The sequence below is a fragment of the Gottfriedia luciferensis genome (assembly GCF_002156865.1).
In the GTDB taxonomy this organism is placed as follows: domain Bacteria; phylum Bacillota; class Bacilli; order Bacillales; family Bacillaceae_G; genus Gottfriedia; species Gottfriedia luciferensis.
Genome location: NZ_NCTA01000035.1, coordinates 1 through 22,610, shown reverse-complemented (window position 1 = coordinate 22,610; position 22,610 = coordinate 1). Strand labels below are relative to the sequence as shown.

Sequence of the window (22,610 nt, the reverse complement as noted above, 5' to 3'; positions counted from 1 at the left end):
ACTGGTCTAACTTTTAATAAGTTGGAAGAAAAATTTTTATCTCCCTATAAATGAAAGAAAGTTAGTTATTCCTTATACAACATAAGCATGAGTAAGTTATAGCAACGAAAATAATTCTAGGAGAATCACTATGGAAATTTCATTGATAAGACATGGTAAATCTCTATGGACTGAAGATAAGCCAATAACAAGTAAAGAGTTTAAAATTTGGATTCAAAAATATGATAGTAATGGGGTAACTGAAGAAGATACTTATCCTTCAGATACTCTCAAAAAAATAGAGGATACAAAAGTAATCATTACAAGTGATTTGAATCGATCTATTAAATCAGCGGAGCTTTTAAATCCTAAAGTTACATCTAAACCTGATTCTTTGTTTCGAGAAACAGAATTACCTACACCTTTAACAAATTTGTTAGGATTGAGATTAAAACCGAATATTTGGGCTGTGATACTAAGATGTCTTTGGTTTAGTGGCTATTCAACTAACTGCGAATCTTTAAATGAGGCAAAAACTAGAGCTAAAAAAGCAACAAATTTATTAATAAAATATGCTCAAGAATATAATGAAATTGTTTTGGTAGGCCATGGATTTTTTAACTTGTTAATTGCGAAAGAACTTAAAAAGACTGGTTGGAAGTCAAATAAAAAAATAAGTTCGAAACATTGGCATATAACTACTTTTTCAATCGACAATTAAAAGGTCTACCAAACTTGAATCAATTATCGAAAGGAGATAGCATAAATGGTTTCATTCATTTTAGTTGTTTTAACATTATTTTTAATACCAGGTCCGGCTGTATTTTTAACATTATCTCAAACAATGAGAGGTGGGAAATGGAATGGTATTTTAACAGGTGTAGGTATTGCTGTTGGTGATTTAATTCATACATGTGCATCGGTTTTCGGGCTTTCAGCAATTTTAATGACTTCTGCTTTTGCTTTTGAAGTAGTTAAATACTTAGGTGCAGCCTATTTATTTTATTTAGGAATATCCGCTTTAATTAATAAATCTAAGAAAAGTGAAAAAACACCAGAACAAAAAGAAGTAAATATGAAACTTTCCTTCCGCCAAGCTGTGTTAATAGAAGTATTAAACCCTAAAACTGCTCTATTTTTTCTAGCCCTATTACCACAATTTGTAAACCATAATGGACATCATCCTATATTCATTCAACTCTTAACACTAGGATTGACATTCGTACTCCTAAGTATTTTATACACCACATTACTTGTACTTCTATCGAGTGTTATCGGTAAAAAATTCTTTAACACAAAAAGTAAGGGCACAACACGGATGGGAAAAGTTATTGGATTAGTATATATTGGATTGGGTTTAAGAGTTGCTCTGCAAACACAATAATAAAAATGGTTATTGGGTATTGGTGATAAGAGTACAAATCTATAAGAGTATTATTTTATTAAACTCTTGATTCACAGAAGTGGCCTATGTATTGATTTCTGTAAACACCAATTTATTTTGATAACGATGGTAATAATATGATGAATGTATAAGATAAATAGAGGTGAGAAGATGAATGAAAAATTATTAAGAGTTGGTACTACTTATATACCAGTGACGAATGTAGAACTTTCCTCTGAATGGTATGTAAGTAAACTAGGTGCAGAGTTAAATTATAAAGATGCAGACAAAGTAATTCTTAATTTTGCGAATCAAAGTATTTTTCTTGTTAGATCAAAGGAAAACCAAAACTCCAACTTCTATGATATTTACGGTAAAGAACATTTCTCTATTACTTTTGAAGTAAATGGCTTAAGTGCCTTAGAGGCTATTCATAAAGATTTTATTGAAAAAGAAATGAAAGTAGGAGAAATTGAAAACAGAGGTCACAATGGAAGGAACTTTGTTTTTTATGATTTAGATGGAAATAAATTTGATGTATGGAGTGAGTTAAGTCTAGTATTTAAAGAAAAATATCTTATTAGATAAATAGAATGTACGATAATAATGTATCAGGTTCATTTTAACTTCTGAACGCTTTAACTAGGTAAATTTATAAAAAAGTTTTATATATTTCTAATTTTATAACGATGGCTACTACTTAAAAGGACACATACTCACTTACGGGGGGAATTTATGAACGCTTCTTCTTTTTACATGATTGTTATTGCAGTTGCTGCATTGGTTATATGGCGCAGAACGAGAGCTATGTATCGCCCAATTAAAGGTAATGGAGTTCGTATTCTCCTACCATTATTCTTTTTGCTAATCCCTAGTATTCCCATTATTTTGAATCCAAAGGCGCATGCTGCTAGCTGGGAATGGATATGCGCACTTTTATTTGGATTTATTTTATCTATTCCACTTATTTTGACGACCAACTATGAACTCCGATCCGATCATAATATATACGCTACAAAGAACAAAAGTTTCTTCATCACTTTTGTAATTATCTTTATTATCCGTTTTCTACTTCGTGATTATTTAAAATGGCTTGGACAGGAGACAGAGGCAGCATTGTTTATAACCGTTGCACTCGGTTATATTTTACCATGGAGAATTGTTTCATTTCTCAAGTTTCGACGAATCCATAAAAAAAGAAACTTTATAAATCAAGATACCCTTCAGAAAAATATCTGAAGGGTATTTTGATTGTTTCTGATTTAAATAATAAGTTATTATTTCTTGGAATAAGGGAGCACAATTCATTTTTGAATATGAAGAAAAAGGAGAATCGTATAGGCTCAGCTCTCGCCCTGTGGAATGCGAGTATCCTGTAACGAAATTCATTAACATTAATTTTTAATAGAGGCTTTATGATTATAAACTGATTACGAAAATATGTAGCTCACTAAAACCTTGTGAGAATTTACAAATGCATGTTGAAGATTTCATGACGGCATTTATAGTTCATAACATTAAATGGATATTTGTGAATATTAATAGAGATGATAGTATTCGTTCAAAAATAGAAAAAGAATAGTGAATCATAACGATTAAAGTAAGAAGCCGGAACAACTACGAAGGTATTTCTTTCATTTGGAGGGATAAGAATGGAGCAAACAGAACCAAATACAAAACCATTTTTAGGTGATATGTTCCCAGAAATAAAGGTTAAAACCACACTTGGTGATCTAGTTCTTCCAACAAGTTTTCAAGGGCATTGGTATGTATTATTTAGCCATCCTGGCGATTTTACTCCAGTTTGTACAACGGAATTTGTAGCCTTCCAAAAATTGATGCCAGAATTTATGAAGCTAAATACGTATTTGATAGGATTATCTGTTGAGCAAGTTTTCTCCCATATTAAATGGATTGAATGGATTAAACAAAATCTTAAAGTGGAAATCACTTTTCCTATTATTGCAGATAGCCTTGGCAAAATAGCGATTAGATTAGGGATGATTCATCCAACAATGGGAACAAAAACCGTTCGAAGCGTTTATATTGTTGATTCGGCAGGTACGATCCGTCTAATTCTAACTTATCCAGACAATGTTGGACGCAATATCCATGAAATTCTTAGAGCGGTAAAAGCATTGCAAACCGCCGATGCAAATAAAGCAGGGACACCAGCAAACTGGCCTGAAAATGAGCTAGTAGGTGACCGGTTAATTATGCCGCCACCAAATACAATTCAAGATGCAAATAAACGTATGGAACAAGCACAAGAAGGACAGATTCAATGTTATGATTGGTGGTTTTGTTCGAAACAATAAGTATAATAAACTGTTAGTCTAGTATTCGTTCATCATCTAAATAAATTCAAAAAGTAGCTACTAGTTATTTTAAGTGAATGAAAGTGGAATGCTCGTTAGTTGAAAAAGGAATCTAACTGATAATTGTAGAAATAAGTATAGTTTACAAATTTTGGTAATATTTTTTTAGGAGGGATTATCATTGAAGATGTTTTTTAGATATAACTGGTCGGTAAGAGAAGATTGGTATAGGTGGTGTGAAGAGTTAAGTGAAGAAGAACTTTTGTCAAAACGAACTGGCGGAATGGGGAGTATCTTGCACACACTTTTTCATATCGTTGATGTAGAGTGGAGCTGGATTCGGCTCATGCAAGGGAAATCTGATTTCCAGGAGAGTTTTAATGGATTTAAAAGCTTAAATAAGGTTCGAGAATTGGACGCTAAATTTCATATTGAAGTTAAAAATTTTGTAGATAACTGGGAAAATGAAATGGAAAATCGTTTATTTTATGATACACTCCCAGATGGAAGTATAGTGACGGATACTTGGGGGGAAATCATGAGACATACGATTGCTCATGAAATTCACCATGTAGGGCAAATATCAATCTGGGCAAGAGAAATTGGGAAACAGCCTATTTCTGCAAATCTAATTGGACGAGGTCTTTCCACCTATTCGAATAAATAATTGTTAATGTTAATTAGATTTTATTGAATTTAAAGACAAAGATTGGAGTAGAAGGTGCGAGACTGCTATAGCAGTACGGGAAGAGTGAGATCTCGCTGGGTTGCCGGGGAGGCTTAGCTCACGCCTCTTGGAAAGCGAGCATTCTGGAACGGAAATTATCAACATTCTTTTTTACAGAGCCTTGTTAAAAAAAATAATGACTAAGTAGCTTGACTGTTTGTAATCGATTACAATATAGTTAAGCACATGTAGTGTTTATTTAATAATCTAGAGAGGTGTGAAATGATATGGAAACAACTAAAAAAGTAACAGTTGAAACTACTATTCAAGCATCTGTAGAAAAAGTATGGGAATTTTGGACAGAACCTACACATATTAAAAAATGGAACAGTGCCTCTGACGACTGGCACACACCAATTGCTGAGAACGACCTTAGAGAAGGTGGAGAATTCCGTTCAAGAATGGAAGCAAAAGACGGAAGTATGGGGTTTGACTTTGGTGGGATTTATGATGAAGTAAAAAAACATGAGGTTATTGCCTATACTCTAGGTGATGGAAGAAAAGTTCATATCACTTTTAAAGGAAAAGATGACCAGACTGAAATTATTGAAACATTCGATGCTGAAACGGCTAATCCTGTTGAGTTTCAACAACAAGGATGGCAAGCTATTCTAAACAATTTCAAAAAATATGCAGAGCAAAATAAATAATTAAGAAGTAGAAAAGGGGATGTTAATTCGTCCTCTTTTTTTTGCTTTTCTGACTTAAAGTTCAAGCTGTAGAGTAGTATCTATCAATTTCATAATTTAAATTTTACGTTGAAATTCAACAACAAAATTTATTTTTATATAATTTAATGATTTATAAATGAATTAAAAAGTAGGGATTATCATTTTAATGCAGAATTTACATATTATGGAAATAACATAGGGAGGGGGATTTAAGTGAAAGGTAGAGTAATTAATAGTATAGTAGGGTATTTAATTTATTTGATAATATTGGCTTTTGTAATTGTAGTCGGTTTAAAGCATCAAAGTAATCTTTTTAAACAAAGTAGTATTTCCTATGATTTATTTGATTATTATAGATTTGAAATTTTATTTCCATTAATTATTGGAGCAGTGCTAGCGATTCCTTCTATTTTTAAGAACTTTCTCAAACAGGGAGTATGGAAATTAAATTGGGTTAAATTGATTGTACTAGGAATTCCAATTTTATACTTGGCTATAACACCATATTTATATTTAAAACGATTAATTTCTTTGAATTTTCCTTTTGTGAAACAGATTATGGGAGGTTATTTTGGAAATTCTACATCTACATTAATTGCAATAATAGGAATTGCAGCTGGTTATTTTGTGATTACAAGCTTTGAAAAACAAATAGTTCATGAATCTGTAAAAAATACACATTTTTAAAAGGAATTTATCATGATTCCAATAAAGTACAATTTTTTGAACAGATGAAAATCTTAATCAATATAGGTAGATTGCTATTACTTCATATTTGCAGAATAAATCTCATGTTGACTTTGTCTTTATTGAGTTAATCCATATAAAAACAAAAAAGGATCTTCAAGGAAGATCCTTTTTTCACGCTCTTGAAAAATAATCTTGTCAATTGAAGTTGAGTGATGTTCATTTCCACTACAGTATGCATGCTTAAGAGCAAGAACAAGGAAATGCAGGATCAAAGGGAAAGGGAAAGTGAAAGGAATAGATATCAAAAGACTTTAGAGTATTCCTATTTATAATATATTTCCTATCTGCTTTTCCTGTTCTTCCTGCTTCTCCTGCTTTTAACAAACCTGCATTTTATTTGTCAGATCGCGGGTCGACTTCAAACCATTCTGACATTGATAAATTTGTTGTTGAGTCTTCCCAATCATCGATGGACATATCAGAAAAATTTTGTTCTAATAATTGTTCTGATTTCACCTGATTTGTTTGGTCACTTTGATATTGATCGAAATGACTATTCGAATAGGTTGATGCAATTTCAGTGTAATTTTTTTGATTTAAACTTGTAATCCCTGAACTAATATCATTTGAATGAGTCAATTGATTTTGATCAATTGAACTTGCTGAATATTGATTACTTTTTTCATGATTCATATCATTATCATTTTCTTTATCATTGTATTTTCTTCTAGCTCTTCTAGAGTTATTTGACCTTTCCGTACTGTGTTCTTCATGGTTTGATTCGAAAATACTAGCAGAGAATTCTTCTACATTATTTATAAGATTTTGAGCCCAATTAGAATGTTCCTTGTGGTCATGATGCTCATGATTGTGATATTCATGTTCTTCCTGTTCTTGCTTGTGATTGTGATTGTGATTTTTATGTTCTTCATTCTGTTTGTGATCTTTACTTTTATGATTTTCGTATTTTTGCTCTAATTGATGTCTTGAATGTGCTTCTTCTTCACGGCTTATCATCGACAATGTCGTTTTAAGTTCTTTTTCTAGATGAATAATCTGATCGTCAAAATTATGTATTTGCTTTTTTATATTCGCCATATGAGATTCGATATCATCTATTCTTTTATTAATTTTGTGCATGTTTTTTTGATGTTCATTTTTCTTTAAATCAAATTGCTCTAATAATTTATCAAATGAAAGATCCATTTTTCTCACCTATCTCGTTTTTTACTATTATGTGTAAATCCTTTAAAATAATCCGAGTTCTCTCTTCTTTCTAGTAGTAACATTCACTTTTATAAATACAAAAGGGACTCCTATTAGAAGTCCCAAAACGAAAGATTATCATTCATATAATTTAAATAAAATTTTTCCTACTAGTACAGATACATTATTTTGATTTTTAGCTTCTACTTTAAAATGAAGCTTATTTTCTTCGACTTTTTCAAGCATTGAGTTTAATGAAATAACATCATTTAGGAATACCATATTTTTAAACCTAATCGAGTAATTTTCAATATACCCGTCTTCTAAATATTCCGAAAAAAGTTTCGCTAAATTTCCCATTGTCCACATACCATGCGCAATGACACCAGGAAGCCCAGCTTTTTTTGCTTCATCGTCAATCGTATGGATTGGATTAAAATCTCCTGAAGCACCTGCATATTTAATTAAATCCAGTCTGGATACAGGATCTAGTACGATTGTTTTCAGAGGATCACCAATTTTTAAGTTGATTATTCCGGTCATACTGCTAGCACCTTCCTAACTTCTTCCGTTATGATCACAATTGATTTTGCTGTAAAAACAAGATTTCCACCCTGGTCTTCTCCATTATCTGATAAAACTAAAAATCCCATGAATCCGTGTCCACCTTTTTTTTCGTAATAATCCTTAATTTCTGTATAACAATAGATTGTTTCGCCAACGAATAGTGGTCTTTTATATTCAAATATTTGTTCACCATGTATTAAACCGACATTAGGTAAATGAAAATTTTCGATTTTTCCATAATCAAACACCCTTGGAAAAGTTGTCGGTGCTATATTTTGTTTATATCTAGTTTCTTTTCCAAATTCTTCATCTACAAAAATTGGATGACAGTCTCCAATTGCTTCTGCAAATTTTTTTACAGCGCCACGTTCTACAACATTTTTTACTGAATTAGATCGTTTACCAATAAAGGCTTTAAACATTAGATCACCTCTTTTTTTTATGATTTAGGTCCACCAGCTACATATAAAACCTGACCATTTACATAGGATGATTTCTCATCAGCAAAAAACGCAACTGCATTTGCGATGTCTTCTGGTTTACCAGTTCTTCCTGCTGGAATTTGACTTAAACTTGCTTCAACCAACTGTTCAAATGTTATGCCGATCCGACTAGCTGTTTCCTTTGTCATTTCTGTTTCAATAAAACCAGGGGCTACAGCGTTTGATGTGATACCATATTTACCAAGCTCAATTGCAAGTGTTTTCGTAAGTCCTTGTAAACCTGCTTTAGCCGTCGCATAATTTGATTGACCACGATTTCCTAGTGCAGAAGTTGAAGAAATGTTAATGATTCTTCCGTACTTTTGTTTAACCATGTACGTTTGTGCTGCACGTACTACATTAAACGACCCTTTTAAATGAACATCCATTACAGTATCCCAATCCGAATCAGTCATTTTAAATAATAAGTTATCTCGAATAACACCAGCATTATTGACTACAATATCAATTGAACCAAATGTATCGAATACTTCTTTCATTGTATTTTCAACTTCATTAGCATTTGTTACATTCGCTATTTTTGTATAGATTTCAAATTCTTTAAATTCTGTCGCAGTTTGCGAAAGAGCTTCTTCATTCACATCAATAATAGCCACTTTTGCTCCTTCTTTTGCAAATAACTCTACGATCCCTTTCCCAATTCCACGACTACCACCAGTAACAAATGCCACTCTGCCTTCAAATCTCCCTGCCATTTTCCCCACTCCAATTGTTTAGTTTTTATTATTAAACGTATTGTCCTAATTTCACATGTCCTTTAATTAAATTACGGGATATGATTAATCTTTGAATTTCGTCAGTACCATCATAAATTCTCCATAATCTTGCTTCACGGTACCATCTTTCAATAGGAAGTTCTTTTGTATAACCAATCCCACCATGAATTTGAAGGACACGATCAACAACTCGGTTCCCCATATTTGAACCGTAAAGCTTCGCCATCGATGCTAAATGACGATTATCCTCCCCTTGATCCAATGTATATGCAGCGTTTAAAACTAACCATTTTGCAGCTTCGATTTCAACAGCTGAATCCGCAATTTGCCATTGAATTGCTTGTCGATCAGCAATTGGTTTACCGAATGTTTCTCTTTCTTTGGAATAATCAATTGCCATTTGTAATAATCGCTCTGCAGCACCAACAGCTGTTGCCCCTACAATCCATCGTGCAAAGCCGATCCATTCTAAACCTAAATGATATCCACCATTTAATTCCCCTAATATGTTTTCTTCAGGTACGCGAACATTATCAAATACTAAACCAGCCGGTCCCCATTCGCCCATTGTATGAATATATTCAGATTTCCAGCCCATTTCTCGGTCAACGATAAAGCAAGTTACGCCATCTCTACCACCTGTATTTTTGTGTTTCTCCTTATCTGTTATTGCTATTACCATTACAAAGTCTGCTTCGTTTCCACCCGTGATAAATGTTTTCTCGCCGTTTAATACCCACTCACTACCGTCTTTCACTGCTGTCATTTTTATATTTTGAGTATCAGAGCCTGCATTCGGTTCTGTCATAGCAAAGCATGATTTCTTTTCGCCATTTATTGTTGGTATCAAATACTTCTTTTTTTGATCCTCATTACAATAAAACAAGATATTATCCGCATATCCACCAAATTTAAATGGTACAAATGTTTTCGAAATTTCCATATAAATAATCGCCAGCATCATTTGGCCTAAATCAGCACCGCCGTATTCAGCAGGAGTATTGATTCCCCAAAAACCAGCTGCTTTTGCCTTTAATTGAAGCTCTTTTTCAATTTTAGGATCTAAGCCTGGTCTTCCTTCACGTTCATTTCTAAGAACCTCATTCTCTAATGGAATCAATTCCTTTTCTACAAATTTTCGGATTGTTTTTTGAATCATTTTTTGTTCATCAGTCAGGCGTAAATGCATTTAAATTCCCCCGTTTCATTATGATAAACACTAAAATTCAATTGTAAATATAGCAAATTATTTTCCCGGTTCTAAAATGACTTTTCCAACTGTTTTTCTTGATTGCAATAATGAATGAACATTTGCTGCTTCACTTAATGGGTAAACTTCACCAATTGTAATTTTTAATTTTCCTTCAGCTAAATAAGTAAAGATCTCTTCCAAACTTTGTTTGATTAATGCTTTTTTTCTCAAAAGTGGAGGTAAGAAGAACCCAATAACTGATTTATTTTTGGCCATTAAAGATGAAGGATAAAATTTGCTTTGTTGACCGCTTGCTACACCATAAATAACTAATCTACCAAAATAGGCTAGACAATTTAAAGTTTTATAAAAAACATCACCACCAGCCATCTCAAGTGCAACGTCCACACCTTTTCCATTCGTGGCCTCATAAACCTTCTTTTCCCATCCTTCTTCTGTATAGTTTATCAGCACATCCGCACCCATTTCTTTTGCAAGCTGTAACTTTTCTTCTGTGCTTGCCGTTGCGATTACCTTTCCAGCTCCAAATAATTTCGCTAATTGAACAGCTAAAGTCCCTACACCACCAGCCGCTGCATGGATTAGTACGGTTTCACCAGGTTCAAGCATACCCATTGTTTTTAAAATGTGGTAAGCACTTAGTCCTTGCACTGGCAATGCAGCAGCAGTTTTAAAATCTAGTTCGTTTGGTAAATGAATGATCGATCGTTCATCTGTAATTGCAAAATCTGCGTATCCACCACTTTCTAACATTGATACAACTCGATCTCCAATTTTTACAGTCGTAACTTCGTCTCCTATTTCTACTACCACACCAGCGACTTCAGCACCTGGAACATATGGCAATGTTGTTTCAACTACATATTGATTTTCTCTTCTAGCAGTGTCAGCATAATTAACACCTGCTGCATGTACTTCAATTAATACTTCCTTTCCTTTTGGCACAGGTCGATCCATTTCAATTTTTTCTAATACTTCTGGACCACCAAATTGGTTACATTGAATTAATTGCATAAGACATACCTCCGAGAATTTATTTTCCTGTAAAAATTGCTTTTCTTTTTTCTTTAAATGCTGCCACACCTTCTAGGTGGTCTTCTGTTGATACCATTAATGGCTGTGTAATTCTTTCAAGTTCAAGCATTTCATCTAAAGTAGCTGTAAAAGATTGATCAATTAATTTTTTCATCATGCCATTTGCTTTGCCTGGGCCAGCAGCGATTTTATTCGCAAATTTAATTGTTTCATCAACTAAATTCTCAGCTGGGACAAGAACGTTCACGATTCCTAATTGAGCCATTCGTTCAGCTTGAATTGGTTCTGCAGTAAAGAAAAACTGCTTTGCTAAATATGGACCAATTAATCTAGGCAAGAAGTATGAACCACCACCATCTGAAATTAAGCCTACTTGAGAAAAGCTCAAAGCAAATTTACTATCATCAGCTGCTATAATTAAATCGCACGCTAATGCTAAATTAACTCCCGCTCCGGCTGCAAAACCATGAACTGAAGCGATTACTGGTTTTTCAAGATCTCGAAGTGCTTTTATAACTTTATTTAAAAGTCCAATGTGATCGTATACATCATTTGGTGAAACATTCCCCATCGATTTAACGTCTCCACCTGCTGAGAACGAACGACCAGCTCCTGATAGAACAATCACTTTTATTTCAGGATTTATTTTTGCTTGATGAATTGCTTCAATAATGCCTTCTAACATATCATGACTAAACGAGTTTAAACTTTCCGGTCTATTTAATGTTAATGTTAATATTCGTTCCTTTACTTCGACTAATAAATGCTGATTATTCATCTAAACACTCCTTCTCTAGGAAACTATTTAATTACCAGATTGTAACCAATTTTAATCAGATTTTCTGCAAATTGATCGAACTTAACAAAACGTTGGTCATTTGTTTGTCCAGATTTAAATCGATAAAAGATTTGTTGAACAATTACGGCTAACTTAAAATAGGCAAAAGCTAAATAATAATGAATATTTGATAAATCTCTTCCGCTTTTCTTAGCATATGCTTCAATAAATTGATCTCTTGTCATAAAACCATCTTGAATTGTTACTGATGGATTACCTAAACCATACTTTAGTAAATCTGGATCATCATTTTGAATCCAATAACTTAAAGCTACCCCTAAATCAGCTAATGGATCACCGATCGTCGTCATTTCCCAATCAAATAATCCAATCAGTTCTTTTAAATCATGACTAAACATTGAATTATTCAACTTAAAATCATAATGAATAATCGCAGATTCGTGATTCTTTGGTATATTGTTTACTAACCAGCCCATAAACTGATCAACTACAGGAATCTCATTCGTTTTTGCTCGATTATAACGTCCGATCCAACCGTTTACTTGTCTATCCATGAAGTTTTCGGGTTTACTAATTTCGAGCAAATTTGTTTTTGTATAGTCAATTGAATGCAATTCAACTAATTTTTCAACCATAATATTGGATATTGTTTTACGATCTTCTTTTGTTACATTTAAATGTTCGGGAAATGAGGAATCAAATACTTCACCATTTTTTCTCTCCATCACAAAAAATGAACTTCCAACGATTGATTCATCTTCTGAAAATAGAATTGGTTTAGGTGCCGCTGAAAAATGAGGTTGGATTTCAGAAAGAATACGAAATTCTCTTTTCATATCATGAGCTTTTGGAGCAACTGGGCCAAGAGGTGGTCGTCTTAATACAACTTCCCAGTCCTTTATTTTTAGTAAATAAGTTAAATTTGAATGTCCAGCTGAAAACTGTCGAATTGATAATTCACCACTAGGGAGATCATCAATTTTTTCTTGTAAAAAATGATGTAACGCTCGAACATTTAACTCTTCACCTTTTCTGACTTGTATCGTTTCTAACATTACTTTTTCTGTCATATCATTACCTCCTTTTAAGAAAATTCAGTCTATTTAACAACTAAATGTCTTTCTAGTTCTTCTCTTAAATGATCAGGAAGCTCTTCACTTCGTTGTTCTTGAAAATTAAAAAATACGATAATTGCATTACCAGTTGCAATCATTTGATTCGTTTCTTCGCAGCAAATTTCATGTTCAAGATGAAAACTTTTGTTGCTAATTTTTTTTATATATGTAGATACAGTAAGTTTTTGATTAAAATGCCCTTGATTGATAAAATCACATTTCGTAGAAGCCAAAATAAATTTCCAATCAGATAGATTCATTGAATAACCGAGCGATTGGAAAAATTTAATACGTGCATCCTCTAAATAAATGAAATAACTAGTATTGTTTATATGACCTAACGCATCAGTTTCACAAAATCTAGGGGTAACTGTGAATTTCTCCATAACGGTCCCTACCTTTTATTATAGATTAAATCGATCAAATACTAACTAGTCGGTATGTTCGACAAAACAAAGGAGACGATCATTTTATCCCCTCTATTTTCGATCGATCCCTTTTAAAACCATTTCTTGAAATGCCTTTGCAATTTGATACTCATTTTTACTACCTTCAGGGTTATACCACTCGTAACTCCAGTTCATAATTCCTAATATGCCGAATGAAACGATCGGTACATCAAGATCTGAACGTAAGTCACCTTTTTGTATTCCTTCATAGAGCATCTTTTCAATATTAAATCGATATAAATCTCTTTTTTCTTTAATTTCTGTTAAACTTTCAGGACTTAAATGTCTCATTTCTCGATAGAAAACTTTCGCACTGGCACCTTGTTTCTTTATGTCTACTAATGCTAGACAAATAACTTCAAATAATTTATCTTGAATCGTTTTTTCTTCGTCGTTAATGATCTTTTCCTGTTCATTTAATAAATCATCAATAAAACGAAGATGTATTTCCTTTAAAAGTTCTTCTTTACTTGTATAATAATAATAAAATGTCCCTTTTGTAACACCAATCGATTCGACGATATCTTGAATAGAAGTAGAAGTGAATCCTTTTTTGTCAAATAACTGTATTGAGTGTTCCTTTATTTTCTGTTTCATAAGATGTCCTCGCAATCTTAAAATTTCCATTGAATTATATCATAGTACAAGTGAGATTTTATTATAATCAAATAAATTAGACGATAGATCAACAGAATCAGGAAAGGTAAGTTTCAAGGTGGAAACTAGATTAATTGTAAATAATCGTTCCATTCCTAAAATGAATGTTTTTTCTATTCTCTTTTCCTTATCTCACTTTAGAATTTTCTGATTCCCTAATTGCTCTTCTTAAAATCTTTCCAACATTCGTTTTTGGTAGTTCATTTCGGAATTCTATGATCCGAGGAACTTTATAGGTTGCTAGATTAATTTTGCAGTATTCCTTCAATTCTTCTTCACTAACTTGTAAATCTTCTTTCAGTACAATTACTGCTTTAACTGTTTCACCCCTATATTCATCTGGAACTCCAATGACAACTGCTTCCCTAACACAAGGATGTTCATAAATTACTTCCTCTATTTCACGGGGATACACATTAAAGCCACTTGCAATAATCATGTCTTTTTTTCGATCTAAAATAGAGACATAACCATCCTCATCAACACGCGCAATATCACCAGTGTACAACCAGCCATCTCTTATTGTAATTGCCGTTTCTTCTGGTAAATTCCAATAACCTTTCATTACTTGAGGACCTTTAATGATTAATTCGCCAATTTCACCGGCTGGAACCTCTTCTGTACCGTTGGCTAAGTCAACGATTTTAGATTCAGTAGATGGATAAGGAATTCCAACTGTTCCTGGTTTTCTTTTTGCAAAAGCAGGATTACTATGAGTCGTTGGTGAAGCTTCAGATAATCCGTATCCTTCTAAAATAGTCGCACCTGTCTTCGTTTCAAATTGTTTCATTAATTCTACAGGCATTGGAGCACTCCCGCTATTGCAAAGTTTGATTGTATCAATTCCATATTTTTCAGATTCTGGATGATTGATTAGTGCAACATACATTGTTGGAACTCCAGGAAATAATGTAGGCTGCTCATTTTTAATTGTATTCAAAACTTCTTGAATTTCAAAACGAGGAAGCATAATGATTTCATTTGCCATAAATACACTTAAATTAATACATACAGTCATTCCATAAACATGGAAAAATGGAATGATTGACAATACTCGCTCAAGGCCTCTATTAAATGCACCTTTAAAAAATTCACTTTGTTGCATAATATTTGCGTAAAGGTTTCGATGTGTTAACATAACACCTTTTGAACGACCTGTTGTCCCACCTGTATATTGGAGAACTGCAACATCTTCACTAGGATCAATCATTACAGGTGTCACTTTGTGGTTGCTACCTTGTAAAAATTTATCAAATGGTATTCCAGTTTCATATTCTTCATTTGTACTAGATAAATTTACAACAATAATCTTTCTTAAGTTCGTTTCTTCCAATATTGATTTTACAATTGGAAATAGACTATTTAATACTACAATCGTTTCTGCACCTGAATCATTTAATAATTCCTTAAGCTCTCTTTGAACTGACATTGGATTTACTTGCGTTACAATTGCTCCGATTGTAAGTATTCCATAGTATGAAATCACATATTGAGGACAATTCGGAAGCATAATTGCAACACGATCACCTTTTTTAACTTTATTATTCTGAAGTGCCGAAGCAAAAGACATTACTGCAGAATGTACTTCACTATATGTTTTTTTCATACCATAAAAAGATAAACAAGAATGATTAGGATAGTTTTCAACTGTTTCGTTGAACATCTGCGGAATTGTTTTATTTGGAATTGATAGTTCTTTTGCAATATATTCAGGATAATGTGATAACCAAACTTTATTCGTTAACATACATTACTCTCCATTTCTTGTCTCTATATTGATTCTAACTAGATCATCCTTATAAATTAAAATATTAAACCTCCACCATCCACAGATAAAGTAGTCCCTGTCACAAATGTTCGTCCGAGGCTAGAAATAATGCAGCAGATGCTATTTCTTCAGGTTTGCCAACTCTTCCTAAAGCATTTGCTTTTGACATGATTGGCCATTTTCTTTCGTCATTTTTCCATTGCTCAATAATATTAGTATCGATTATGCCTGGAGCAATTGCGTTTACACGAATATTGTACTTTCCATATTCTAATGCTGCATTTTGTGTTAATAGAATGACGCCACCTTTTGAAGCATTATATGCACTTACATATTTCTTTCCTTTTAAACCTAGTAAACTAGCGGTATTAATGATTACCCCATTACCGGATTTAATTAATTCTGGTATTGCATATTTAATCCCTAAGAATACACTTTTCAAATTTATGTCTATTACTGAATCCCACTCTTTTTCTTCTAAATCTACGCTACGAACTTCTGAGTTACCAACTCCAGCATTATTAAACAAAATATCGATACCACCAAAGCATTCAACAGCTTGATTCACCAAATTTTGAACACTTTTGCTATCAGCAACATTCGTCTTAACAAAAATTGCTTCTGAATTTTTTTCTTTTAATAAGCCTAGTGTTTCTTCTCCAGTTTTTTCGTTTCGATCTGCAATGACGATTTTTGCCCCTTCATTTGCAAAGCGAATGGCAGTAGCACGTCCAATGCCACTTCCACCACCTGTTATAATTACAATCTTATCTTTTAGTCTCATAAATAACCTCACAATGATAAAGTGTTTTTAAATTAACCTTTAATTGAAGTTAGACTTTTTTCATCTGCATATTTTTTTAATTCTAATTTTGCTAGTTGAGCACGATGGACTTCATCTGGACCATCAGCCAATCTAAGTGTTCTAGCATTAGCCCACTGAGAAGCAAGTGTATAATCATTTGAGACACCAGCAGCACCAAAGGCTTGAATCGCTCGGTCAATTACTCGTAATGCCATTGAAGGTGCAACAACTTTGATCATTGCGATTTCTGCTTTAGCCTCTTTATTCCCTACGGTATCCATCATATGAGCAGCCTTTAAAGTTAGTAATCTAGCTTGTTCAATCTCAATTCTTGAATTTGAAATCCACTCTTGTACTACCCCCTGATTAGCAATTGGTTTTCCAAATGCCACGCGGTTTTGTACACGCTTACACATTTCTTCGAGCGCTCGCTCTGCTGCTCCAATCAGCCTCATGCAATGATGAATACGACCAGGACCCAATCTACCTTGCGCAATTGCAAAACCTTTTCCTTCACCCCAAATGATATTGCTGATTGGAACTTTTACATTCGTAAAGGTGATTTCCGCATGTCCATGTGGTGCATGATCATACCCAAAAACTGGCAACATTCTTTCAATTTTTACACCTGGGGTATTTAATGGAACTAGAATCATCGATTGCTGTTCATGTCGAGGAGCTTCTGGATTGGTTTTCCCCATAAAAATTGCAATTTTACATCTTGGATCTCCTGCTCCTGATGACCACCATTTACGACCATTGATAATATAATCGTCACCATCTCTTTTAATACTCGCCTCAATATTTGTTGCGTCAGAAGAAGCTACTTCTGGTTCTGTCATTGAAAAACAACTACGTATTTCTCCATTTAAAAGTGGGACTAACCATTTTTCCTTCTGTTCATTCGTACCATATCGTTCTAAAACTTCCATATTACCTGTGTCAGGAGCACTGCAATTAAACACTTCAGGTCCAATCAATGATCTTCCCATAATTTCACATAGTGGTGCATATTCTAAATTTGTTAATCCAGCTCCTACATCGCTTTCAGGAAGGAATAAATTCCATAGACCTTCTTGCTTTGCTTTTTCTTTTAATTGTTCCATTATAGGGGGCACGTCACTCCAACGTGTTTCTTGTGAATTTAACTGTTCTTCATATAATTGTTCATTAGGATAAACATACATTTCCATAAACTTAGTCAGTTTGGCCTGTAGTTCTTGTACTTTAGGTGAATATAAGAAATCCATCAAATCATCCCTTTCAACATATCGTTCATGAAATTTGCACTTACATTAATTTCTCCAATAATCTATCGAATCGTATTCTGTGACTTATTTCGATTTACAACGCTTTTTCCACCCTCAAATATTGGAACTACATCATAGACGCTTTTCGAACTAACAAAATTGATTTCCTTTTCAAAACCCAAATGTGTTAACATCCTACCTACTCTTGATTGTGACAGGATCTCATTACTCTTATCTTTTTCACCTAAATAAAAGTAATAGGCTGATTTTGCTGCATCAGATAATGCTAGATTTAAAGATTCATTGAATAAGCAATCGATAAAATAGCCCGCACCATAAAAATCCTCCATGTTAAAATGACCTGATGAACCCGAGCAAACTAGTATAATTGATTCATCGTTATACGATTTACATAAATGATTACTTACAGCCTGTGCGTTTAAAATTGAAGCTGCATAAATACGCTTTGCATTTTGAGATTTTTTAAGAGCAACTGTTCCATTCGTAGTAGATAAGACGATTGATTGATCTGAAACAATTTCTTTGAGGTTTGAAGGGTTAGGTGAAAGAAAGCCATCAATCGTTGTCCCTTCATATTCACCAATTAATAGATACTCATTTCCAATATGCTCTTCTGTATATTGAATTGCTTCTTCTCCATTCATGACAGGTATAACTTCTTTAGCTCCAAATGCTAATGCTGCTGTAATCGTTGAAGTAGCAAGCAAAACATCAAACACGACAACTAACTTTTCATTATTAAGTTTTTGGTCATCTATTTCCTCTTTTTTCATCAATAGGTGAAGTTTTCCCATTTACAAAACTCCTTTTGATTATTCAATCATGAATTCGAAAACTTATACGATTGAAGTTCCACCATCTACTACAAGTACTTCACCTGTTACATAATTTGAAGCTGGTGCTGCTAAAAATAAAGCCGCCCCCTTCAGTTCGTCTTCATTTCCAAATTTCTTTAGCGGAATTCCTTCTAGAATCTCATCTACCCCATGAGAGATTATGTCCTTTGACATTTTAGTTGGGAAAAAACCAGGAGCAAGTGCATTCACATAAATACCACTTGGACCCCATTTGGCAGCTAAATCCTTTGTAAAACTAATTACTGCACCTTTACTTGCACTATACCCTACTGCATTCAATACTTTTGGATTCGTTCCTACTAATCCTGCAATTGAAGCGATATTAATAATTTTCCCTGCTTTTTGTTCTAACATTACTTTACCGACTGCTTGGGACATTAAGAATGTGCCTGTTACATTTACATTCATTACTTTATGCCAAGCCTCAAGAGGCATTTCTTCTGCAGGTGCTCCCCAAGATGCCCCGCTATTATTTACTAAAATATCAATTCGACCAAATTTCTCTTTCGTTTCGTCTACGACTCTTTGTACTTCCTCTGGTTTTGTTACATCGCACTTAATTGCTAAAGACTCAACACCAAGTCTCTTTAATTCTTCACTAATTTCCTGACAAGATTCAACATTACGAGAGCATAAGACGATGTTTGCCCCTGCTTCCGCAAAGCCTTTTGCAATCTGTTCCCCTAAACCTCTTCCACCACCTGTTACAATTGCTACTTTTCCTGTTAAATCAAATAACTCTTTAACATGCATCACAGATCCTCCTTAAATAGTGTTTATTTTTAAAAGCTAATTAACTAGTTTTTTACTTTTTGTTATGAAACAACCTTTTGGATACTAACCAGTCGGTATGTTTATTAATTTGATAATACAAGATAAATTCTGAATATTCAATAATAATTATTTTATATTTATTACTCTACACAAAATAATCATGCAGTTAATTGACAAGCTAAAGGATTTTCATTCGATAAGAAAGAATTATTTATTATCTAGACTCGGTAAACAAGTCCCAACCTTCATGATACTCCAATGGAAGTATAGACCCTCCACTCTTCAGTAAGGACTATGCTTGTTCATTTTTAGTTATTCGTTTATTAATAGAAAAAAAGTTAGTAGGTTTAAAATGAAAGAAAATAAGCCATAAAAAACACCCCTTAAATTCAATGTTGCCCAAACAGAGGGTTTTTTCAACATCTACTTTAAGGGGTGCAGTCTATGTACTGCTTAATTCTTCAATAAATGATTAATCACATCATCTAAAGTTTTTTCAGCCATCGAAGATAATCTTAAACTATAATTCTCGAACTCTAAATGAGTCGTTACACTATTTGGAACAATGACGCATTTTAATCCAGCTTTCCTTGCAGCTATTAACCCATTCAGTGAGTCTTCAAATGCAATTGCTTCGTTTACCTGTACACCCAATTCTTCAATAGCTTTTAGATATAACTCTGGATCCGGCTTTACTTTCGACACGTCGTCACTTGTTTTTATGACAGAAAAATAGTCAAAAATATTTAACTTCTTCAAAAAGCTTTCTACCCACTCCTTAGAAGAACTTGAAGCCAATCCTATTTGCAAACCTGCATTTTTTGCAGATTTTAAATAGTCCTCTACATTTTCTCTCAATACTGGCTTAATTAGCTTTTGTTTAACGATTTCTTTAACCAATTGTTCGATTTTTTCTCGAACGATAGGCACTTTTGCATTTGAATTGATATATTCATATAAAATTTCATCAGTTGTTCCAATAACTTCCGAAAACTTTTGAAGAGTTAACTCTACTTCATATTGGAGTAGAACTTCTTTGTAAGCCTCAAACCAAACTGATTCAGTATCGACAATTAATCCATCAAAATCAAAAATGATTGCTTTGATCATATAGCTCTCCTTTTTATTTTTCCCATTCTGGTTTGATGATTGAAAAAACATTTAAATCTCGGGAATGGTTATTTTGAACTAGATATCCTCTAAGTAATCCTTCTTTTTTAAATCCTAATTTCTCTACTAATGATGATGAAGCAATATTTTCAGGAAAAATAATGGCTCCAATCCGATAAAGCTCTAAATTTTCAAAGCAATATGACATAATTGCTTTAATTGCTTCTGCCATATAACCGTTTCTCCAGTACGTAGGCAATAAATCATAACCAATTTCTGTTCTTTTTGCATGTAAAACTAAATTATTTAATCCGATTGTACCAATTAATTGATTTGATTTTTTCTCAACAATTCCCCAGCGCATCCCTTGTAGATTCTCAAATCTTGTTTGAAATGATTCAATCATTTTGACAGCTTGATCTTTTTCAGTAAAAGGGCTCATGCCATAATATTGAATGACATCATCATTTGAAAAGATCGAAAAAATTTCATTTACATATTCTTGAGTAATTTGAATGAAAGATAATCTTTCTGTTTCTAAAATTGGAAAATCCATTAGCTTACTCCTTTCAATGAACACCTGATAAAATATTACCTAATTTTACCATACCCATTTGATATAATCTTCTTAATTTTTAGGCGATTATTCCCCCCCTTAAATGACTCATTTAAAAATGGCATAATCCATATTCGCAGAAATAAAAATAAATAGACTAATTTTAAAAGGGAGAAAATCAGATGAAAAATCAATTAAAAATTAACTCAGAGTTTTTTTATAAGGATCCCTATTCATTTTTTAGAGAGGCTAGAGAATTAAGTCCCGTATTATACACGGAGCTCTTTCAAAGAACAGGCTGGCTAGTGACAGGATACAAAGAAGCGGAGAGTATTTTAAAAGACTCTCGCTTTATTAAAGAGGAGACAAAAGTTGTACCACAAGACAAACAAACAATTCCGAAAAGTATTATGCCTGCAATTTCATTAAATCGAAAGATGATGCTGTTTCGAGATGCACCTGACCATACTCGTTTGAGAAATCTTGTAAACAAAGCATTTACCCCAAAAATGGTTGAAAATCTACGAACTACGGTAAATGAAATTGCTGATTACTTAATTACAAACATGAGAGGAAAAGCTACGCACGAACTTATAAGCGATTTTTCTTATCTATTACCTGTATTTGTCATTACTGATTTATTAGGAGTTCCGAAAGAAGATCGCGATTTGTTCCGTAGATGGTCTGATGCCTTTATTAAATTTATCGATTTTAATACAACAATTGAAGATTTAGAACTCGTTACGAAAGATATTGTTGAGGCAAGTAATTACTTTAGAAATCTTATATCTGAAAGAAGACGTCAATCAAAAGAAGATTTAATTAGCAGTTTAATTCATGCAGAGGAATCAGGAGATAAACTAACAGAAGATGAAATGATTGCAAGTTGTTTACTTTTATTAATTGCTGGACATGAAACAACCGTTAATTTGATCACGAATGGCTATTATTTATTATTAAAACACCCTCAGCAATATAAAGTTTTAAAAAATGATCGTTCACTAATCCCTTCGGCAATTGAAGAGATTTTAAGGTTTGAATCACCTGTCATTTTTACTTCGAGGTGGGCTGCAGAAGACTTTGATTTTTTAAGTAATTCGATTAAAAAAGGAGATTTATTCATGGTTTCATTAGGTGGCGCAAATTATGATTCATCTGTTACAAACAATCCGGAAGAATTTGATATCACTCGTAAAAATATAAAACATTTATCATTTTCTACTGGTCCACATTTTTGCTTAGGTGCTCCACTGGCAAGATTAGAAGGACAAATCGCAATTGAGAAACTTTTACACCACCTAGATAATCCTGTATTAATCGAGGAACCTACACGTCGTGCTAATGTTGCTTTTCGTGGATTTAATCATCTTAGGATTCGAGCAAATATTAAATAGAGAATATAAAAACTGACCTATTTATTTATTAGGCTTTGTTAAAAAA

General features: G+C 33.2%; 25 protein-coding genes and 1 pseudogene. 9 read left to right on the top strand and 17 right to left on the bottom strand.

What is annotated here, in order from left to right; translation table 11 throughout:
• Nucleotides 1–130: 130 nt before the first annotated feature.
• The 8 genes from B7R67_RS17535 (at nt 131) to B7R67_RS17500 (ending at nt 5,766) form a co-directional block, all read left to right on the top strand.
• The gene (locus B7R67_RS17535; protein WP_088072286.1) at nt 131–700 is read left to right on the top strand and encodes a histidine phosphatase family protein; all 570 of its coding nucleotides are present in this window, start codon (nt 131–133) and stop codon (nt 698–700) included.
• 45 nt (nt 701–745) lie between these two features.
• Nucleotides 746–1,363: a LysE family translocator gene (locus tag B7R67_RS17530; RefSeq protein WP_088072285.1), complete on the top strand. Its 618-nt coding sequence runs from the start codon at nt 746–748 to the stop codon at nt 1,361–1,363.
• Between the two features lie 171 nt (nt 1,364–1,534).
• Entirely contained in the window at nt 1,535–1,951 is a 417-nt protein-coding gene (locus B7R67_RS17525; protein WP_088072284.1) for a VOC family protein, read from the top strand.
• A 147-nt stretch (nt 1,952–2,098) separates the two neighbouring features.
• Nucleotides 2,099–2,602 (top strand): CcdC protein domain-containing protein, encoded by a 504-nt coding sequence (locus B7R67_RS17520; RefSeq protein WP_088072283.1) that lies wholly within the window; start codon nt 2,099–2,101, stop codon nt 2,600–2,602.
• Nucleotides 2,603–3,015: 413 nt separating this feature from the next.
• Nucleotides 3,016–3,681 (top strand): peroxiredoxin, encoded by a 666-nt coding sequence (locus B7R67_RS17515; RefSeq protein WP_088072282.1) that lies wholly within the window; start codon nt 3,016–3,018, stop codon nt 3,679–3,681.
• A gap of 181 nt (nt 3,682–3,862) precedes the next feature.
• On the top strand, nt 3,863–4,348 hold the full coding sequence (locus B7R67_RS17510; protein ID WP_088072281.1) for a DinB family protein: 486 nt from the start codon (nt 3,863–3,865) through the stop codon (nt 4,346–4,348).
• Nucleotides 4,349–4,635: 287 nt separating this feature from the next.
• On the top strand, nt 4,636–5,058 hold the full coding sequence (locus B7R67_RS17505; protein WP_088072280.1) for an SRPBCC family protein: 423 nt from the start codon (nt 4,636–4,638) through the stop codon (nt 5,056–5,058).
• A 234-nt stretch (nt 5,059–5,292) separates the two neighbouring features.
• Complete coding sequence (locus B7R67_RS17500; RefSeq protein WP_088072279.1) at nt 5,293–5,766, top strand: hypothetical protein; 474 nt, start codon at nt 5,293–5,295, stop codon at nt 5,764–5,766.
• Between the two features lie 396 nt (nt 5,767–6,162).
• On the opposite strand, the gene B7R67_RS17495 is transcribed toward B7R67_RS17500, so the two are convergent.
• From B7R67_RS17495 to B7R67_RS17415, 17 genes and pseudogenes are all read right to left on the bottom strand, one after another.
• Nucleotides 6,163–6,975, bottom strand: coding sequence for a hypothetical protein (locus B7R67_RS17495; protein WP_088072278.1), 813 nt, complete (start codon nt 6,973–6,975; stop codon nt 6,163–6,165).
• Between the two features lie 138 nt (nt 6,976–7,113).
• On the bottom strand, nt 7,114–7,518 hold the full coding sequence (locus B7R67_RS17490) for a MaoC/PaaZ C-terminal domain-containing protein (protein ID WP_088072277.1): 405 nt from the start codon (nt 7,516–7,518) through the stop codon (nt 7,114–7,116).
• On the bottom strand, nt 7,515–7,964 hold the full coding sequence (locus tag B7R67_RS17485) for a MaoC family dehydratase N-terminal domain-containing protein (RefSeq protein WP_088072276.1): 450 nt from the start codon (nt 7,962–7,964) through the stop codon (nt 7,515–7,517). The genes B7R67_RS17490 and B7R67_RS17485 overlap by 4 nt, the downstream gene beginning before the upstream one ends.
• A 17-nt stretch (nt 7,965–7,981) precedes the next feature.
• A complete protein-coding gene (gene fabG, locus B7R67_RS17480) occupies nt 7,982–8,740 on the bottom strand; it encodes a 3-oxoacyl-ACP reductase FabG (RefSeq protein ID WP_088072275.1) in 759 nt (252 codons plus the stop codon).
• Between the two features lie 31 nt (nt 8,741–8,771).
• Entirely contained in the window at nt 8,772–9,950 is a 1,179-nt protein-coding gene (locus B7R67_RS17475; RefSeq protein ID WP_088072274.1) for an acyl-CoA dehydrogenase family protein, read from the bottom strand.
• 57 nt (nt 9,951–10,007) lie between these two features.
• Nucleotides 10,008–10,988: a quinone oxidoreductase family protein gene (locus B7R67_RS17470; protein ID WP_088072273.1), complete on the bottom strand. Its 981-nt coding sequence runs from the start codon at nt 10,986–10,988 to the stop codon at nt 10,008–10,010.
• A 19-nt stretch (nt 10,989–11,007) separates the two neighbouring features.
• Complete coding sequence (locus B7R67_RS17465) at nt 11,008–11,787, bottom strand: enoyl-CoA hydratase/isomerase family protein (protein ID WP_088072272.1); 780 nt, start codon at nt 11,785–11,787, stop codon at nt 11,008–11,010.
• A 23-nt stretch (nt 11,788–11,810) separates the two neighbouring features.
• On the bottom strand, nt 11,811–12,878 hold the full coding sequence (locus B7R67_RS17460) for a phosphotransferase family protein (protein ID WP_088072271.1): 1,068 nt from the start codon (nt 12,876–12,878) through the stop codon (nt 11,811–11,813).
• Nucleotides 12,879–12,907: 29 nt separating this feature from the next.
• Nucleotides 12,908–13,309, bottom strand: coding sequence for an acyl-CoA thioesterase (locus B7R67_RS17455; RefSeq protein ID WP_088072270.1), 402 nt, complete (start codon nt 13,307–13,309; stop codon nt 12,908–12,910).
• 93 nt (nt 13,310–13,402) lie between these two features.
• Nucleotides 13,403–13,969, bottom strand: a complete 567-nt coding sequence (locus tag B7R67_RS17450; RefSeq protein ID WP_088072269.1) for a TetR/AcrR family transcriptional regulator — start codon at nt 13,967–13,969, stop codon at nt 13,403–13,405.
• A 187-nt stretch (nt 13,970–14,156) separates the two neighbouring features.
• Complete coding sequence (locus B7R67_RS17445; RefSeq protein ID WP_088072268.1) at nt 14,157–15,776, bottom strand: long-chain-fatty-acid--CoA ligase; 1,620 nt, start codon at nt 15,774–15,776, stop codon at nt 14,157–14,159.
• A gap of 56 nt (nt 15,777–15,832) precedes the next feature.
• Nucleotides 15,833–16,581 (bottom strand): annotated as a pseudogene (locus tag B7R67_RS17440) (SDR family NAD(P)-dependent oxidoreductase).
• A 32-nt stretch (nt 16,582–16,613) separates the two neighbouring features.
• Nucleotides 16,614–17,852: an acyl-CoA dehydrogenase gene (locus B7R67_RS17435; protein ID WP_088072267.1), complete on the bottom strand. Its 1,239-nt coding sequence runs from the start codon at nt 17,850–17,852 to the stop codon at nt 16,614–16,616.
• Nucleotides 17,853–17,914: 62 nt separating this feature from the next.
• On the bottom strand, nt 17,915–18,667 hold the full coding sequence (locus B7R67_RS17430) for a 2-phosphosulfolactate phosphatase (protein ID WP_088072266.1): 753 nt from the start codon (nt 18,665–18,667) through the stop codon (nt 17,915–17,917).
• Between the two features lie 42 nt (nt 18,668–18,709).
• On the bottom strand, nt 18,710–19,483 hold the full coding sequence (locus tag B7R67_RS17425) for an SDR family oxidoreductase (protein ID WP_088072265.1): 774 nt from the start codon (nt 19,481–19,483) through the stop codon (nt 18,710–18,712).
• Between the two features lie 474 nt (nt 19,484–19,957).
• Nucleotides 19,958–20,614 carry an HAD family hydrolase gene (locus tag B7R67_RS17420; RefSeq protein WP_088072264.1) on the bottom strand — a complete coding sequence of 219 codons (657 nt, stop codon included), beginning with the start codon at nt 20,612–20,614 and terminating at the stop codon, nt 19,958–19,960.
• 13 nt (nt 20,615–20,627) lie between these two features.
• Entirely contained in the window at nt 20,628–21,170 is a 543-nt protein-coding gene (locus B7R67_RS17415) for a GNAT family N-acetyltransferase (RefSeq protein WP_088072263.1), read from the bottom strand.
• 182 nt (nt 21,171–21,352) lie between these two features.
• On the opposite strand from B7R67_RS17415, the gene B7R67_RS17410 reads away from it, so the two are divergent.
• Nucleotides 21,353–22,564, top strand: a complete 1,212-nt coding sequence (locus B7R67_RS17410; RefSeq protein WP_088072262.1) for a cytochrome P450 — start codon at nt 21,353–21,355, stop codon at nt 22,562–22,564.
• Nucleotides 22,565–22,610 lie beyond the last annotated feature (46 nt).